We start from the raw sequence: 14,875 nt of genomic DNA, 5'->3' as shown, positions 1-14,875 counted from the left end.
TGGCGGGCGTGCGGGTAACCGCCATTTGATCCGCCCTCGGCTTGTGACCAAAGTTTAACGCCAAATCAGCAACTTACTGAAATAACACACAATCGCAGGAAGTGGCGCACGGCTTGCCATGACTTCGGTGTAGGACGCGTCGGTTCGGATTCGACGCGCCCGCTATCCCCGACACCGGAGCACGCACCATGCCACAGCTTTCACGCACGACTCTCGCGCTCAGCGTTGCCACCACGCTGGCCACCGTTTCCGTGGTCACCCAGGCAGCCGAGGAGAGCGATCGCAGCGACTGGCCGGACAGCATCACCGTCGCCACGGCCAGCCAGGGCGGCACCTACTACGTCTACGGCTCCGGCTGGGCCAACCTGATCGCCGACGAATTGGGCATCTCCGGCGGCGGCGAGATCACCGGTGGGCCGACCCAGAACATGGCGCTCGTTCACACCGGCGACGTGGCCCTGGGGCTGACCACCATGGGCCCGGCAGCACAGGCATTGAATGGCGAAAGCCCGCTGGCACCCGGCATGGCGATGGACAACGTCTGTGCGCTGTTCCCCATGTACGAGACCCCCTTCTCGATCGCCGCGCTCTCCAGTAGCGGCATCACCTCGATTTCGGAGATCCCTGACGGCGCCCGCATCGGCTTCGGCCCCGCCGCCTCGACCTCGGACACCTATTTCCCGGCCATTCTCGAAACGCTGGGCGTCGACTTCGAGCGTCGCAACGGCGGCTGGTCGGACCTCGGCGGACAGCTGCAGGATGGCCTGATCGACGTGGTGGCCTTCGCCGCCGGGATCCCGATTCCTGCCGTCAGCCAGCTGGAAGTGCAGACCGACGTCAACATCATCGAGTTCACCGAAGACGAGCAGCAGCAGGTGATCGATGCCTTCCCGGTATCGTCGTTCAGCATCCCCGCCGACACCTACAGCACGCTGGACGCCGACGCCCGCGCGGTCTCCATGTGGAACTTCACCATCGCCAACTGTGACCTGCCGGAGAGCTTCGTCTACCAGATCACCAAGCTGAGTCTGGAGAACAACGATCGCATGCGCGATATCCATCGCAGCGCCGCCAACAGCGTACCGGAGAACCTCGAGTACAACACCGTACTGCCTTTCCACCCGGGCGCGGTGCGCTGGTACGAGGAGAATGGCTACGAGATCGACCCGTCCCTGATCCACGAGTAATTGACCGCCGCCCCTGCGGGGCGGCGCCGATATCGACTGCCCGCGGCCCCCCTACCGTCCCCTCGAGCTCCCGCTATCGGGGCTCGGGATCGGCGGCCTGCCGCGGGCTGAACAAGGAAGCGCGCCATGACGCAAGACACCGCCCCGCGGCATGACAAGCCGCACGCCGAGGACGAATTGATCATCGCCAAGGGCGTTGACGAGGATGTCGTCGAGCCCGGCCGTCGTCTCTTCTCGGGTTGGAAGTGGTGGTTATTCGCCGGCCTGGCGGTGGCCTACACCAGCTTCCACCTGATCACCCTGAATCTCTATCCGATCGAGACCTGGACGTTTCGCATCCTGCACGTCTGCGGCGCCTTGATTCTCGGTTTCGGGCTCTACACCGGAGCGCAATTCGTCGACGAGACGCGTCGCGCGTCGCCGCGCTGGCTGGACGGTGTGGCGGCGCTACTGCTGCTGCCCGCCGGCTACGCCCTGCTACAGGTCTTCCTGATGCGCCAGACGATGGCCGCCGGTGCCATGCGCATCGAGCCGGTCGTCGAGACCTGGCACTTCGGTGCTCCGCTGCTCGTCGCCACCGCGGGGGCCATCCTGCTCTCCTGGTGCATCCGTCGTACGCGCGAGATCCTGCCGCTCACCGAGCTGGTACTGATGGTGGCCGCTGCCGCCGCCTCCAGCTACCTGCTGTTGATGTTCAACTCGCCGATGCGCGCGGCGACCGGCACCGCCTTCGCGCCGATCGGCATCTCCTGGGCGGCGATCGCCGGCTCGCTGCTGATTCTCGAACTGACCCGGCGGGTCGCCGGCCTGGCGCTGGTCGTGATCTCGGGCGTGTTCATCGCCTATGTCTTCATCGGCCCATGGCTGCCGGGCTTTCTCGGCTACCCGGGGCTCTCGCTCAACCGCTTCTTCAGTCAGGTCTACACCGATGCCGGGGTGTTGGGACCGACCACTGCCGTCTCCTCGACGTACATCATCCTGTTCATCATCTTCGCGGCCTTCCTGCAGGCCTCCAAGGTCGGCGACTACTTCGTCAACTTCGCCTTCGCCGCCGCCGGGCGGGCCCGGGGCGGTCCGGCCAAGGTGTCGATCTTCGCCTCCGGCCTGATGGGCATGATCAACGGCACCAGCGCCGGTAACGTGGTCTCCACCGGCTCGCTGACGATCCCGCTGATGAAGAAGGTCGGCTACCCCGCCCGCAGCGCCGGTGCCATCGAGGCCGCCGCCTCGACCGGCGGCCAGATCATGCCGCCGATCATGGGCGCAGGCGCGTTCATCATGGCCGAGATTACCGGCATTCCCTACACCGAGATCGCGATTGCCGCAGTGATCCCGGCGATCCTCTACTTCGCGTCGGTCTATTTCATGGTCGACTTCGAAGCCGCGCGCAAGGGGATGCGCGGCATGCGCAAGGAGGAGATCCCGCGCTTCTCGGCTCTCGTCAAACAGGTCTACCTGTTCGCCCCGATCATCATCCTGATCGTGGCCCTGTTCATGGGCTATTCGGTGATTCGTGCCGGCACGCTGGCCACCGCCGCTGCCGCCATCGTCAGCTGGCTCTCGCCGCACAAGATGGGGCCGGTGGCGATCCTGCGCGCGCTGCAGCTCGGTGGGACGATGTCGATTCAGATCATCGCTGTCTGTGCCTGCGCGGGGCTGATCGTCGGTGTCATCGGCTTGACCGGTGTCGGCGCGCGCTTCTCGTCGCTGCTGCTGGGCATGGCGGGTGTCAGTCAGCTGCTGGCGCTGTTCTTCGCCATGCTGATCAGCATTCTACTGGGGATGGGCATGCCGACCACCGCCGCCTACGCCGTGGCCGCCTCGGTCGTCGCCCCGGGGCTGATCGGCATCGGTATCCAGCCGCTGGTGGCACACTTCTTCGTCTTCTATTTCGCGGTCGTCTCGGCCATCACGCCGCCGGTGGCGCTCGCCTCCTACGCCGCGGCGGGCATTTCCGGCGACAACGCCATGGGCACCTCGGTGGCCTCGTTCAAGATCGGCCTGGCCGCCTTCATCGTGCCGTTCATGTTCTTCTATAGCCCGGCGATGCTGATGGAGGGGAGCTGGCTGCAGATCCTGCGCGTGGGTGTCACCGCCACGGTGGGTATCGTGCTGCTCTCCGCGACGGTCCAGGCATGGTTCTTCGGGCCGGCGGGGCTGTGGCAGCGAGTCGTCATGTTCATCGGCGCCATGTGCATGATCTACGGCGGGATCTACTCCGACCTGGCCGGGGCGGTCATCGTGATCCTGCTGATCATGATTCAGCGGCGTGGCGACAACAGCGGCAAGCCGAGGGTTGCCGCGCCGTGACCATAGCGGGGCCGGTGCCAATCGGCCCCGCTCCGCCCCCCCGCGACGTGGCGCGCTATCGCGCCACGCCCAGCAGGGCAGAATTGCTGTCGCCAGACTCGGGGATCACGCTGAAGGTGCCGTCGGTCTCCAGCACCACCGCATGCACGGTCTCCACGTCGGCAATGCCGTTCTCGCGAATCGCGGCGCGTATCTCTGCCTCCACCACGCGCTCTCGACGCATCGCTTCGCCGCGAAAGACCCCCGCCTCGAGCAGCAGCGTCGGTTGCGACTTGACCAGATTCTTGACGCTTGGCGAGCGCACCGACGTGTAGGTGATCGCGAACTGCAGCGCAACGATCAGCACGAACGCCGTGATGCTCTGGGCGAGCGAGACGTCGGTGGAGATCAATGCCGTCGAGAGCGTCGAACCGAGAGCGATGGTGACGACGAAGTCGAAAGCGTTCCACTTCGACAGCGTGCGCTTGCCCGATAGCCGGATCACGACGATCAATGCCAGGAAACTAAGACAACCGATGATGAGCGTATGCACGATGGGATGCATGAGCGGGCTCCGGAGATCGGAAAGATCATGCGGCGTCCGATGGATTACCGGAACATCGCCGCCGCGCGAGGGTTGAGCGTAGGTGCTGACGGCGCCACTGGCGAACCGGCAGACGGGACTCGCCTCAGCTCGAGAGCTTCAGGCCGATGACGGCGGCGACGATCATCGCGACGAAGGCGAGTCGCAGCGGGCGCCGCGATTCACCCCAGGCCAGCATGCCCATCAGCGTGCTGCCAAGGGTGCCGATGCCGGTGAAGACCGCATAGGCCACGCCCATGTCGATCGAGCGCATGGCGATCGACAGCAGCCCCAACGAGCCACCAAACCCGCACACCAGCAGAGCCAGCCCCCACGTACGCTGACCGCGATGCAGTCGTTCGAACCCGGCAACGCCAACGATCTCGAACACCCCGGAGACGATCAGCAACAACCAGTGAAGCGTGGACGTCTCCATCATTCGCTCACCTGCTGGAGTCCGATCACACCGGCGAGCAGGATCGACAGAAAGCCCAGAACAGGCCAGTGGAACGGCACGCCGAACACGACCCAGTCGGCGACCGCCGTGCCGGCGGCACCGAGTCCGACGAAGACCGTGTAGACCGTGCTGACCGGTAGATAGCGAACCGCACGGGAGGCAAGCCACAGGCTGCCTACCGCCAGCACGATCGTCGCCATCCACTCGAGCGGAGTCCCCGCATGCTTGAGCCCCGTCGCCCAACCCACTTCGGCAAGGCCCGCGATCGGTAGAATGAACCACTGTGGCTGCAGCATTACCCACTCCACTGACTAATAGACTAACCAATAGACTAACCAATAGACTAACTAACGGTCGTTAGTTTATTTGTCAGGCGTTTTGTTGGCAAGCTAGGCGGCTCGTCACCCCAAGAGAGTGCTCATTGAATACCCGCAACCGCCTGAAACAGATCGGCCTGTCCCTCTTCGCTCGGCATGGCTACGAAGGCACAAGCCTTGCGCGCATTGCCGACGCGGCCGAGATCAAGAAGCCGTCGATCTACAATCATTTCGAGAGCAAGGCGGCACTGTTTCTGGAACTCGCCGCCGATGCCGACGCCGACATGATTGCGCTGATGGACGAAAGCCTCGCCGAGCAGGCAAAGGCGTCGTTCGAGCAACGGCTGCGCCACCTGCTGCACCACTGTGCGACGTTCGCTTACCGCGAACATCAAGGCGTGTTCTACAAGCGTTTTCTGCTCTTCCCCCCGCAGGAACTCGCCGACGAGGCGAGCCAGATCATGCTGGCGGGTGAGCGCCGTATCGATCAGCGCCTGTCTGCGCTGCTGGCCGAGGGCCGAGCGGCGGGCGCCGTGCGGCAGGATCTCACTGAGGCGGACTTTCTCGCCGCCTTCTACTGCGTGATCGATGGGCTGCTGTCGGAGACCTTTCTTTATCCGCCGGCGGAACTCGCGCGGCGCTTTTCCGGCGTCTGGTCGGTGTTCTGGGCCGGCGTGGCGTCCTCTTCCGGCCGGCGCCAGGCCTGATAGCAGTGCTGGTTACGCTCAAGCGCAACCAGTGAGTGCGCCCCGAGGCCCGGCACCGGCACCGCCTCGAGCCCCTCGAGTGCCGCGATCGTGTCGGGGGCGCAGCCGTTGCGCGGTGCGATGTCGTTCCAGCCAAGCAGGAACAATCCGCCCGGCTTGAGACATCTGACGGCCCCGGCGAAGGCCGCCTCGACGGCACAGGCGTCGTCCAGTCCCCACCCGAGCACCCCGTTACACACGATGGCATCCAGCGACCCCGGCGCCACGTGCTGACGAATCTCCACCATATTGGCCACGAGATGCCGCTCGCCACCGAACGCCGCCTTGGCGGGATCGATCTCCATGGTGAGGACGTGAGTCCGTGGCAGTAAACGCGGGTAGTGTCGCGTATACCAGGCGCAGCCGACGAGCAGCGCCGATGACACGGCCGGGTCACGGTCCAGTGTCGGCAGGATCACGTCCTCCAGCAGACGCCGATCCCCCCAGCGATAGCGCAGTATCCAGCCGGTTCGATCCAGGGTACTCAGAACACGCGCGGCAGTGCGGTAGAGCTCAGCCTTGGCGAGCATGCGGTGACATCCTTGTGGCAACGAGTCATGTCGGCAATCCCTTCAATCTAAGACTTTCCCTCGCCGACAGCCAATAGACGCCACCATGAAAAAAACCGCCGGCGATAGCGTCGCCGGCGGCTTTCCAGTGAGGCATCCGCCACGGCAGCAGCCGCGACGCGGCCGCTCAGACCTCGCCGGCGCGGCGCTTGCGAATCAGCTCGTAGGCATTGCTGATCTCGCTGGTGCGCTCCTTGGCCATCTCGCGCATGCTCTCTGGCAACCCCTTGCCGGCGAGCTTGTCGGGATGGTTTTCGCTCATCAGCTTACGGTAGGCGCGCTTGAGCTCGGCGTCGGTGGCCTCTTCCGAGACCCCCAGCACACGATAGGCATCCTCCAGCGACTGACCGCTGCTCGCCTGGCTACCGCCGGCCTGATGTCCACCACGCAGCATCGCTTCGATCTGATCGATCTCGGCCTCGGAGAAGCCGAGCCCGCGCGCCACACGCAGCAGCACTTTGTGCTCGGCCGGATGCATCTGACCGTCGGCGGCAATCGCCGCCAGCTGGACCTGAAGGAAGACCTGCAGCAGCGCACGCTGACCGCCGGTCACCTGGCGAACCTTCGCCACCTCGGCATCGAGGTCGAAGTCCGCTTCCTTGCCGCGATTGAACGCGGCCTTGGCCCGCTCCCGCTGCTCGGCGCTGAGTTGCATGCGGTCGAACAGCGTCTGGGCGGTACGAATCTCGTCTTCGGTGATGTGGCCGTCAACCTTGCACACACACCCCATCACCGCGAAGGTCGATTCGAGCAGCTGATGCTGGATATTGACCACCTTGCCCAGCAGCGACGCCCGCAGCTTTTTGGTGATCCACCAGCCGACGCCCGCACCAATGAGAAGCCCCGGCAGCTTGCCGATGAGATAGCCAATGAAGGCGCCAACCGCAATCAGAAACAGCATGGATAAGTCCGTTATTCGTTATTCAGAAGGTTCGTTATTCAGCAGCCGCATCGGCCGCGGCCAGACGCTGGCGAATCGCGGCCTCGATACCCTCGGCATCGAGCCCGCAGTCGCGCAGCAGCTCCGCCGGCTTGCCGTGCTCAACGAAGGCATCCGGGATACCGAGGTTGAGCAGGGGAATCTCGACGCCCGCCGCGGCCAGCACTTCATTGACACCGCTGCCGGCACCGCCGGAGACGACGTTCTCCTCGAGCGTCACCACCAGATCGTGGTCGCGGGCGGCGCGCAGGATGGCTTCACTATCGAGCGGCTTCACCGAGCGCATGTTGATGTGGGTCGCGTCGAGACGTTCGGCGACGTCGGCGGCCGGCACGTTGAGGCTGCCGAAGGCGAGTAGCGCCACGCTGGGGCCTGCGCGCTCGCCGACCTCGCTACCGCGACGTTGCCGTCGGCTCTCGGCACGGCCAATGGGGATGCGCGCCTCCAGATCGGTGGGAATCTCGCTGCCCGGCCCCGTCCCGCGCGGGTAGCGCACCGCCGCAGGACCGGCGTGGTGGTAGGCCGTCGAGAGCATCGCCCGGCACTCCGCCTCGTCCGCCGGCGCCAGAATGACCAGGCCCGGCACGCAGCGCAGAAACGAGAGATCCATGGCGCCGTGGTGCGTCGGGCCGTCTTCGCCCACGAGCCCGGCGCGGTCGATGGCGAAGGTGACGTCAAGATGCTGCACGGCAACGTCGTGAATCAGCTGATCGTAGCCGCGCTGCAGGAAGGTCGAGTAGATCGCCACCACCGGCTTCATGCCCTCGCAGGCCATGCCCGCGGCAAGCGTTACCGCGTGCTGCTCGGCAATTGCGACGTCGAAGTAGCGCTCCGGATACGTCTGCGAGAAACGCACCAGGTCGGAGCCTTCGCGCATCGCTGGGGTGATGCCGATCAGCCGTGAATCCGCCGCCGCCATGTCGCAGAGCCAGTCACCGAAGACATTGCAGTACTTGCGCGGCTTCGGCCGAGACACCTCGCTGTTGGGCTGGGGTGTAGCTGCCGGCGCGGAGACGGCATCGACCTTGGGCGCGGGCGGCGGTGTCTTTTCGAGCTTGGTGATCGCATGAAAGCCGATCGGGTCGGACTCCGCCGGCCGAAACCCCCGTCCCTTGCGCGTGCGCACGTGGAGAAACTGCGGCCCTTCCTGGTCGCGCAGCGCCTCGAGTGCCTGATTGAGCGCGCCGAGGTCGTGACCGTCGATGGGACCGATGTAGTTGAACCCCATCTCCTCGAACAGCGTCGCCGGGCTGATCATCCCTTTGACGTGCTCTTCGGTGCGGCGGGCAAACTCGAGTGCGCCCGGCAGATGCGACAGTACCCGCTTGGAGTTTTCACGCATCGCCGCGTAGGGCTTGCTGGTGAGAATCCGGGTCAGATAACTCGCCATACCGCCAACGTTTTCGGAGATCGACATCTCGTTGTCGTTGAGCACCACCAGCAGATTGGCGTTGACGTGGCCGGCGTGGGCCAGCGCCTCGAACGCCATGCCGGCGGTCAGTGCGCCGTCGCCGATCACCGCGCAGACACGACGCTTTTCGCCCTTCGCGCGGGCGCCGAGCGCCATGCCGAGTGCGGCCGAAATCGAGGTGCTGGAGTGGCCAACGCCGAAGGTGTCGAACGCCGACTCCTCGCGCCGCGGAAAGGCAGCAAGCCCCCCGTACTGTCGAATGCCCAGCAGCGCCTCACGCCGACCGGTCAGGATCTTGTGCGGATAGGCCTGGTGGCCGACGTCCCACACGAGCCGGTCGTGGGGGGTCTCGAGGGCGCGGTGCAGCGCAACGGTCAGCTCGACCACGCCGAGACCGGCCCCGAAATGGCCACCGCTGACCCCCACGCTGTAGAGCAGATAGGCGCGCAGCTCGTCGGCGACCTCGCGCAGCTGGGACAGGGATAGCTCCCGCAGCCCTTCCGGGGTCTCGAGCGTGTCGAGCCGCGGCGTCAGCGGGCGCTGGGTGGGAATCTCATCGAACAACTTCATAGACATGTCGTTACCGGTCAGTGATCGCGATCGATCATGTATCTCGCCAGCGCTGCCAGCGCCGTGCCGCGCTCGCCCAGAATGTCGAGCGCCTCGAGAGCTTCGGTCAGCAGCGCCTGAGCGCGCTCGCGCGCCGGCTCCAGGCCCAGTAGCGCAGGATAGGTCGGCTTGTCGCGCTGGGCATCGGCGCCGGAGGCCTTGCCCAGCGTCTGCGTATCGCCGGTGACATCGAGCACGTCGTCCTGAATCTGGAACGCCAGGCCGATGGCGGCAGCGTAGCGGTCAAGCGCGCTGACCCGGGGGTCGCTCTCGTCCACCGCCACCAGCGCCCCGAGCCTCACCGCAGCGCGAATCAGCGCGCCGGTTTTGTGCTGATGCATGCGCTGCAGCGACGCCAGGTCCATCCGCGAGCCCACTGCGCCAAGGTCGATCGCCTGGCCGGCCGCCATGCCATCGCGGCCGGCGGCACGGGCGAGCGTGGTGATCAGGGCACCGAGGCGCGGATGCGGCGAGGCCGCTACCACCTCGAAAGCAAGCGTTTGCAGGGCATCGCCGGCGAGAATGGCCGAGGGCTCGTCAAAGGCGCGATGCACGGTAGGCCGGCCCCGCCGCAGATCGTCGTCGTCCATCGCTGGCAGGTCGTCGTGAACCAGCGAATAGGCGTGGATCATTTCCACCGCAGCCGCGGGCGCGTCGAGCGCATCATCGTCCCCGCCCAGCGCCTGGCCGGCGAGATAGACGAGAATCGGCCGCAGCCGCTTGCCGGTGCCGAGGACACCGTAGCGCATGGCGTCGTCAAGAGAGGCACAGGCGCCATCCTGGCGGTCGAGCCAGCCGGCGAGCACCCGTTCGGCGCGTTCGCGTGCCGCATCGATCGCCTGCGACGACAGGCCGACGTCGCCTGGTGTGCTGGCTGAAGGATTCGCGCGGGCGAACTCCTGCGTGGCGTCACTGCCCATTCCCGGCCCCCCGGTCAGGCTGCGGGGCATCGAAGGCGACTTCCTCGAGGCCGCCATCGGCCTGCTCGAGCAGCGCCTGCACCTTTAGTTCGGCGCCGTCGAGACGCCGCTGGGCGTCACGAGTCAGTCGAATGCCACGCTCGAAGGCCTCGAGGGATGCCTCGAGACTGAGTTCGCCGGATTCTAGCCGGCTAACCAGACCCTCGAGCTGGGAAAGCGTGGCGGCGAAATCCTGCGGCGGGTCGCGGTCGGCCTGAGTCGCTGGCCGGTCGGCGCTGTTGTCGGACATAGGGCTCTCGTGTCGTCGCTCTCGCCAAACCGAGCCGGCATCGAGAGCTGTCGTCTGGGCGAGGCGGCCATGCCGCACGCCGGTTTGCGTTTGACCGATGAGTATACACCGCTGCCCCCCGGGGTCGTCTGCCCTTGCCCGCCCATTCTCGCCGGGCTCGCTGGCTGACGAGCGCTGACGGCGTAAGCGATGTCGTCTGCGCGTTAACACAGATTAATAAATCTTGTTTTTAGCGTCTTTTAACCGCTTATTCGACGCTGATCGCAACCTTTATCTGGCAGGCGCGCCAACAGCCTTCTACTTTCATGGAGTCTGCCCGAGATCGGCATGAGAAGCATCGCGATTTTCCGACGCATTACGGGCAGCACAACGTCAATGATTTCGTCACGGCGCGAGCCGGTCGGGGCGATCACGACAACGATCAAGGAGATGATCTTGAAAGCACTCGTTTATCACGGCGCCGAGGACGTACGCGTCGATAACGTTGACGAACCCCAGCTCCAAGCGGACGACGACATCATTCTGCGCGTCACCGCAACGGCGATCTGCGGCTCGGACCTGCACCTCTACCGGGGCGCCATGCCCGCCACCGAACCCGGTGACATATTCGGCCACGAGTTCATGGGCGTCGTCGAGGAGGCCGGTTCAGCGGTCACCAGCGTGAAGAAGGGCGACCGCGTCGTGGTGCCGTTCGTCATCGCCTGCGGCAGCTGTTTCTTCTGTCAGCACGCGCTCTACGCCGCCTGCGAGACCACCAATCCCGATGACGGCGGTGCCCTGAACAAGAAGTCGATTCCCGCCCCGGCGGCACTCTTCGGCTTCTCGCACATGTACGGTGGCGTCCCCGGCGGCCAGGCGGAGTATGTCCGCGTGCCCCAGGCCAACGCCGGCCCCTACGCGATCCCCGAGGGCTTATCGGACGAAAAGGTCCTGTTTATGTCCGACATCTTGCCGACGGGCTATCAGGCAGTGCTCAACGCGGGCGTTCAGAAGGGCTCCAGCGTGGCGATCTTCGGTGCCGGCCCGGTCGGTCTGCTGACGGCGGCCTGTGCCCGCATGGAGGGCGCCGAGCGCATCATCATGATCGACAACCAGCCCTATCGCCTGGATTTCGCCAAGCAGACCTACGGTGTCGAGACGCTCAACTTCGACGAGGTCGAGGACGTCGCCGACGCCATCATCCAGATGACCGACGGCTACCGTGGTGTGGACGCAGTGATCGATGCCGTGGGCTATGAGTCCAAGGGCCACGGCGGCAAGCTGCCGTCGATGGATCGCTTCGAGGTGCAGAGCAGCGACATCGCTCTACACCAGTGCCTGGCAGCGGTGCGCCGGGGCGGCAACGTCAGCATTCCGGGCGTTTACGCCGGCGCAGTGGATGGCTTCCTGATCGGAGACTTCTTCGACAAGGGTCTGACCATGAAAGGCGGCCAGACGCACGTGCACCATTACCTGCCGACGTTGCTCCAAGCGATTCAGGACGGCACGCTCGCGCCGGAATCGATCATCAGCCACCGCATGAAGCTCGAGGATGCAGCCAAGGGCTACCAGATGTTCGACGCCAAGACGGACGACTGCCGCAAGATCGTGCTGACCCCCTGAGCCAGCAGCTCATCGCGCCTCGGGTGACCGGGGCGCGCCTGCCTTATCGACACCGCCCCTTCATGGCTATGGGCGTCGTTTTCGTCTCGAAACGCGACGCCTGTGATACGCTATGCCCCCCTTGAGACCGCTACCGCCGCGGCCCTAGCGACGGCTCAGCCGGTCCTCTACCCCTGCAGCGAGACTCGCTGCGTCACTGTCGCGCCAAGCCGATGAAGAAAGGTTGATCCCCAATGGCCAAGACGTCTCTGGACAAGAGCAAGATCAAATTCCTGTTGCTCGAGGGCATTCATCAGTCCGCCGTGGATTCGCTGTTGAACGCGGGCTACACCAATATCGAAACGCTCTCGACGTCGCTGACGGAAGAGGCGCTGATCGAGAAGATCCGTGACGTTCACTTCATCGGCCTGCGCTCGCGGACCCAGCTCACCGAACGGGTCTTCGCCGCCGCCGAGAAACTGACCGCGGTAGGTTGCTTCTGCATCGGCACCAACCAGGTCGACCTCGACGCCGCGCTCAAACGCGCCATCCCGGTCTTCAACGCGCCCTTCTCCAACACTCGCTCGGTGGCCGAACTGGTACTGGCCGAGACCATCATGCTGCTGCGCGGCATCCCGGAAAAGAATGCTCGCGCCCATCAGGGCGGCTGGCTGAAGTCGGCCAAGAACTCCCACGAGGCCCGCGGCAAGACTCTGGGTATCGTCGGCTACGGCAGCATCGGCGCGCAGCTCTCGGTACTTGCCGAGGGGCTTGGCTTCGACGTCCTCTACTACGACGTGGTGACCAAGCTCGCCATGGGTAACGCCCGCCAGGTGGGGAGCCTCGAGGAGCTGCTGGCCCGCGCCGACGTGGTCACGCTGCACGTGCCGGATCTGGCCTCGACGCGCTGGATGATCGGCGCCGAACAGATCGCGCTGATGAAACAGGGCGGTATTCTGATCAACGCCTCCCGCGGTTCGGTGGTCGATATCGACCCGCTGGCGGAGGCGCTCAAGAGCGGCAAGCTGCTGGGCGCGGCAGTGGACGTCTTCCCGGTCGAACCCAAGGGCGCAGACGAAGAATTCGCCTCGCCGCTACGCGGGCTGGAGAACGTCATCCTGACCCCGCACATCGGTGGCTCTACGCTGGAAGCCCAGGAGAACATCGGCGTCGAAGTCGCCGAGAAGCTGGTGACCTACTCCGACAACGGCACCACCATCACCTCGGTCAATTTCCCCGAGGTCGCACTGCCCTCGCACCCCGACAAGCATCGTCTGCTGCACATTCACGAGAACGTGCCCGGGGTGCTCTCCGAGATCAATCGGGTACTGTCGGAAAACGATATCAACATTGCCGGTCAGTTCCTGCAGACCAACGATCAGGTGGGCTACGTGGTTATCGACGTCGACAAGGGCTACGGCGACAAGGCACTGGAAGCGCTCAAGCAGGTCAACCACACCCTGCGCCTGCGGGTGCTCTACTCCGAGACCGACTACCGCGCCTGACGGCCGGTCATGGCGGCGAGACCCTGCGCGGGGTCTTGCCGCCGGTCTCGCAGAAAGCGGTCGGGTCTCGGTCTCGATCGCGCTCAAAAAAGGCCACCCGGCNNGCCGGGTGGCCTTTTGTCGTGATCCGCAGGCGGCAAGCCAACGCCTCAGGGCGTGGCACTACCGGATACGCGCAGCGCGCCGAGGCTTTTCTTGATCGCCTTGAGCTGTCCGCTGATCTGGGGGCCGCGGTTCTTGGCGACGCCCACCGCAAGAACGTCGATGGTCAGCAGGTGCGCGATCCGCGAGGTCATCGGAATATAGATCTCGGTATCTTCCTGGACGTCTACCGGCAGCGTCAGCGTCACTTCGCGGGAGAGCGGTGACTCGCTGGGGCAGAGACCGATCACCGTGGCGCCGGCCTTGACCGCCGTCTTGGCGCTGGAGACCAGCGCCCGCGTGCGCCCGGTCTGGGAAATCGCCACCACGACATCGCCCTTCTTGAGCGTTGCGGCGGACATCGCCTGCATGTGCGGATCGCTGTGGGCGGCAGACTGAATCTGCAGGCGAAAGAACTTGTGCTGAGCGTCGGCGGCAACGATCCCCGAGGCGCCGTAGCCGTAGAACTCTACCCGGTTGGCGACCACCAGTGCGGCGATCGCCTGCCCGAGGGCATCGTTGTCGAGTCGATCACGCACCTGGGTGAGGGTGTCGATCGTGCTATCGAAAATGCCATGGGAAAACGCCGAGACACTCTCGCCATCGTTGAGACTGAACTGAGCGTACTGACTTCCCTTGGCCATCATCTGCGCCAGTTTGAGCTTGAACTCCTGGAAACCGGCCATGTTCATCGCCCGACAGAAGCGGATCACCGTCGGCTCGCTGACCTGGGCCTCGCTGGCCAGATCGGTGATGCGCATCAGGATCACCTCCTCCGGATGACGCAGCACGAAGCGCGCCACCTTCTGCTCGGAGCGGCGAAGCTGGTCCATGTGCACGCGAAGTTCATCAAAAAGCGAATGACTCATGACGGATTCTCGGGTTTCGGCATCTCGGATCTCACGCTGGGTTGCTGCCTATCGTGGCGCCGATTATGCCCGACTCCCGTCGCCGCGGACACGCACGCCCCGCCAGGCAGCGCGAAAAGCCCGATTGTGGCCGCGTCGACATCGAGCACATGCCACTTTCGTCGGGAGATTCACACACCTGTAAAGCCGGATATAGTATCAAGGCCGGTATCCACCCAATGGAACCGAGCCTGCCGGGAGATTCCATCAATGAACTCGATTGACGATCTTCACACGCTGAAAAGCGAAATCTTCGACATCTTCATGCATCTCGAAGCCGACGCGCACGAGCAGCGCAAGCGTCGCGCCGCCGTGCGCTATCTCAAGGCCCGACGGGGCATCGAACGTCGTCAGGAGACCCGCAAACTCTCCGACGAGATTGCCGAGCTGCCGAACTGAGGCCGCTCTGATTGTCGTGAACCG

15 protein-coding genes are annotated in these 14,875 nt (G+C 64.9%); 6 read left to right on the top strand and 9 right to left on the bottom strand.

The window, feature by feature from the left end; genetic code table 11:
- Window positions 1-188 precede the first annotated feature (188 nt).
- Both DOM41_RS04810 and DOM41_RS04805 read left to right on the top strand, forming a co-directional pair.
- Window positions 189-1,187 (top strand): TAXI family TRAP transporter solute-binding subunit, encoded by a 999-nt coding sequence (locus DOM41_RS04810; RefSeq protein WP_110685703.1) that lies wholly within the window; start codon window positions 189-191, stop codon window positions 1,185-1,187.
- Window positions 1,188-1,313: 126 nt separating this feature from the next.
- Window positions 1,314-3,497: a TRAP transporter permease gene (locus DOM41_RS04805; protein WP_110685702.1), complete on the top strand. Its 2,184-nt coding sequence runs from the start codon at window positions 1,314-1,316 to the stop codon at window positions 3,495-3,497.
- A gap of 55 nt (window positions 3,498-3,552) precedes the next feature.
- On the opposite strand, the gene DOM41_RS04800 is transcribed toward DOM41_RS04805, so the two are convergent.
- The 3 genes from DOM41_RS04800 to DOM41_RS04790 form a co-directional block, all read right to left on the bottom strand.
- On the bottom strand, window positions 3,553-4,041 hold the full coding sequence (locus DOM41_RS04800) for a DUF421 domain-containing protein (protein WP_110685701.1): 489 nt from the start codon (window positions 4,039-4,041) through the stop codon (window positions 3,553-3,555).
- Between the two features lie 124 nt (window positions 4,042-4,165).
- The gene (locus DOM41_RS04795; RefSeq protein ID WP_245391744.1) at window positions 4,166-4,498 is read right to left on the bottom strand and encodes a DMT family transporter; all 333 of its coding nucleotides are present in this window, start codon (window positions 4,496-4,498) and stop codon (window positions 4,166-4,168) included.
- Entirely contained in the window at window positions 4,495-4,812 is a 318-nt protein-coding gene (locus DOM41_RS04790) for a DMT family transporter (RefSeq protein WP_223160929.1), read from the bottom strand. Before DOM41_RS04790 ends, DOM41_RS04795 begins: the two co-directional genes overlap by 4 nt.
- Before the next feature lie 125 nt (window positions 4,813-4,937).
- On the opposite strand from DOM41_RS04790, the gene DOM41_RS04785 reads away from it, so the two are divergent.
- The gene (locus DOM41_RS04785) at window positions 4,938-5,540 is read left to right on the top strand and encodes a TetR/AcrR family transcriptional regulator (protein ID WP_157956838.1); all 603 of its coding nucleotides are present in this window, start codon (window positions 4,938-4,940) and stop codon (window positions 5,538-5,540) included.
- On the opposite strand, the gene DOM41_RS04780 is transcribed toward DOM41_RS04785, so the two are convergent.
- The 5 genes from DOM41_RS04780 to DOM41_RS04760 form a co-directional block, all read right to left on the bottom strand.
- Complete coding sequence (locus DOM41_RS04780; RefSeq protein WP_110685698.1) at window positions 5,447-6,109, bottom strand: methyltransferase domain-containing protein; 663 nt, start codon at window positions 6,107-6,109, stop codon at window positions 5,447-5,449. The genes DOM41_RS04785 and DOM41_RS04780 overlap by 94 nt on opposite strands.
- Window positions 6,110-6,275: 166 nt before the next feature.
- The gene (gene djlA / locus DOM41_RS04775; RefSeq protein WP_110685697.1) at window positions 6,276-7,049 is read right to left on the bottom strand and encodes a co-chaperone DjlA; all 774 of its coding nucleotides are present in this window, start codon (window positions 7,047-7,049) and stop codon (window positions 6,276-6,278) included.
- Window positions 7,050-7,083: 34 nt separating this feature from the next.
- Window positions 7,084-9,069 carry a 1-deoxy-D-xylulose-5-phosphate synthase gene (gene dxs / locus DOM41_RS04770; RefSeq protein WP_188112359.1) on the bottom strand — a complete coding sequence of 662 codons (1,986 nt, stop codon included), beginning with the start codon at window positions 9,067-9,069 and terminating at the stop codon, window positions 7,084-7,086.
- A gap of 17 nt (window positions 9,070-9,086) precedes the next feature.
- Window positions 9,087-10,058, bottom strand: coding sequence for a (2E,6E)-farnesyl diphosphate synthase (gene ispA / locus DOM41_RS04765; protein ID WP_245391743.1), 972 nt, complete (start codon window positions 10,056-10,058; stop codon window positions 9,087-9,089).
- Complete coding sequence (locus DOM41_RS04760) at window positions 10,018-10,317, bottom strand: exodeoxyribonuclease VII small subunit (RefSeq protein ID WP_110685694.1); 300 nt, start codon at window positions 10,315-10,317, stop codon at window positions 10,018-10,020. Before DOM41_RS04760 ends, ispA begins: the two co-directional genes overlap by 41 nt.
- 435 nt (window positions 10,318-10,752) lie before the next feature.
- Here DOM41_RS04760 and DOM41_RS04755 point away from each other — a divergent pair, with 435 nt between their 5' ends.
- Entirely contained in the window at window positions 10,753-11,919 is a 1,167-nt protein-coding gene (locus DOM41_RS04755) for a zinc-dependent alcohol dehydrogenase (protein ID WP_110685844.1), read from the top strand.
- A 233-nt stretch (window positions 11,920-12,152) separates the two neighbouring features.
- Entirely contained in the window at window positions 12,153-13,403 is a 1,251-nt protein-coding gene (gene serA / locus DOM41_RS04750; RefSeq protein ID WP_110685693.1) for a phosphoglycerate dehydrogenase, read from the top strand.
- 149 nt (window positions 13,404-13,552) lie between these two features.
- Here serA and hexR read toward each other — a convergent pair whose 3' ends face one another.
- Window positions 13,553-14,413, bottom strand: coding sequence for a transcriptional regulator HexR (gene hexR, locus DOM41_RS04745; RefSeq protein ID WP_110685692.1), 861 nt, complete (start codon window positions 14,411-14,413; stop codon window positions 13,553-13,555).
- A gap of 249 nt (window positions 14,414-14,662) precedes the next feature.
- Here hexR and DOM41_RS04740 point away from each other — a divergent pair, with 249 nt between their 5' ends.
- Window positions 14,663-14,851: a PA3496 family putative envelope integrity protein gene (locus tag DOM41_RS04740; RefSeq protein ID WP_110685691.1), complete on the top strand. Its 189-nt coding sequence runs from the start codon at window positions 14,663-14,665 to the stop codon at window positions 14,849-14,851.
- Window positions 14,852-14,875: the final 24 nt, after the last annotated feature.

The organism is Salinicola aestuarinus, from assembly GCF_003206645.1.
GTDB classification, from domain to species: Bacteria; Pseudomonadota; Gammaproteobacteria; order Pseudomonadales; family Halomonadaceae; genus Salinicola; species Salinicola aestuarinus.
The sequence above is the reverse complement of the archived record's forward strand: the minus strand, read 5'-3'. Positions and strand labels throughout refer to the sequence as shown.

Bases quoted from the DNA above. Each gene is read 5' to 3' on its own strand.
- dxs (WP_188112359.1), bottom strand. From the start codon at position 9,069: ATGAAGTTGTTCGATGAGATTCCCACCCAGCGCCCGCTGACGCCGCGG.
- DOM41_RS04790 (WP_223160929.1), bottom strand. From the start codon at position 4,812: ATGCTGCAGCCACAGTGGTTCATTCTACCGATCGCGGGCCTTGCCGAA.
- DOM41_RS04800 (WP_110685701.1), bottom strand. From the start codon at position 4,041: ATGCATCCCATCGTGCATACGCTCATCATCGGTTGTCTTAGTTTCCTG.
- DOM41_RS04795 (WP_245391744.1), bottom strand. From the start codon at position 4,498: ATGATGGAGACGTCCACGCTTCACTGGTTGTTGCTGATCGTCTCCGGG.
- DOM41_RS04740 (WP_110685691.1), top strand. From the start codon at position 14,663: ATGAACTCGATTGACGATCTTCACACGCTGAAAAGCGAAATCTTCGAC.
- djlA (WP_110685697.1), bottom strand. From the start codon at position 7,049: ATGCTGTTTCTGATTGCGGTTGGCGCCTTCATTGGCTATCTCATCGGC.
- serA (WP_110685693.1), top strand. From the start codon at position 12,153: ATGGCCAAGACGTCTCTGGACAAGAGCAAGATCAAATTCCTGTTGCTC.
- DOM41_RS04780 (WP_110685698.1), bottom strand. From the start codon at position 6,109: ATGCTCGCCAAGGCTGAGCTCTACCGCACTGCCGCGCGTGTTCTGAGT.
- DOM41_RS04810 (WP_110685703.1), top strand. From the start codon at position 189: ATGCCACAGCTTTCACGCACGACTCTCGCGCTCAGCGTTGCCACCACG.
- DOM41_RS04760 (WP_110685694.1), bottom strand. From the start codon at position 10,317: ATGTCCGACAACAGCGCCGACCGGCCAGCGACTCAGGCCGACCGCGAC.
- hexR (WP_110685692.1), bottom strand. From the start codon at position 14,413: ATGAGTCATTCGCTTTTTGATGAACTTCGCGTGCACATGGACCAGCTT.
- ispA (WP_245391743.1), bottom strand. From the start codon at position 10,058: ATGCCCCGCAGCCTGACCGGGGGGCCGGGAATGGGCAGTGACGCCACG.
- DOM41_RS04805 (WP_110685702.1), top strand. From the start codon at position 1,314: ATGACGCAAGACACCGCCCCGCGGCATGACAAGCCGCACGCCGAGGAC.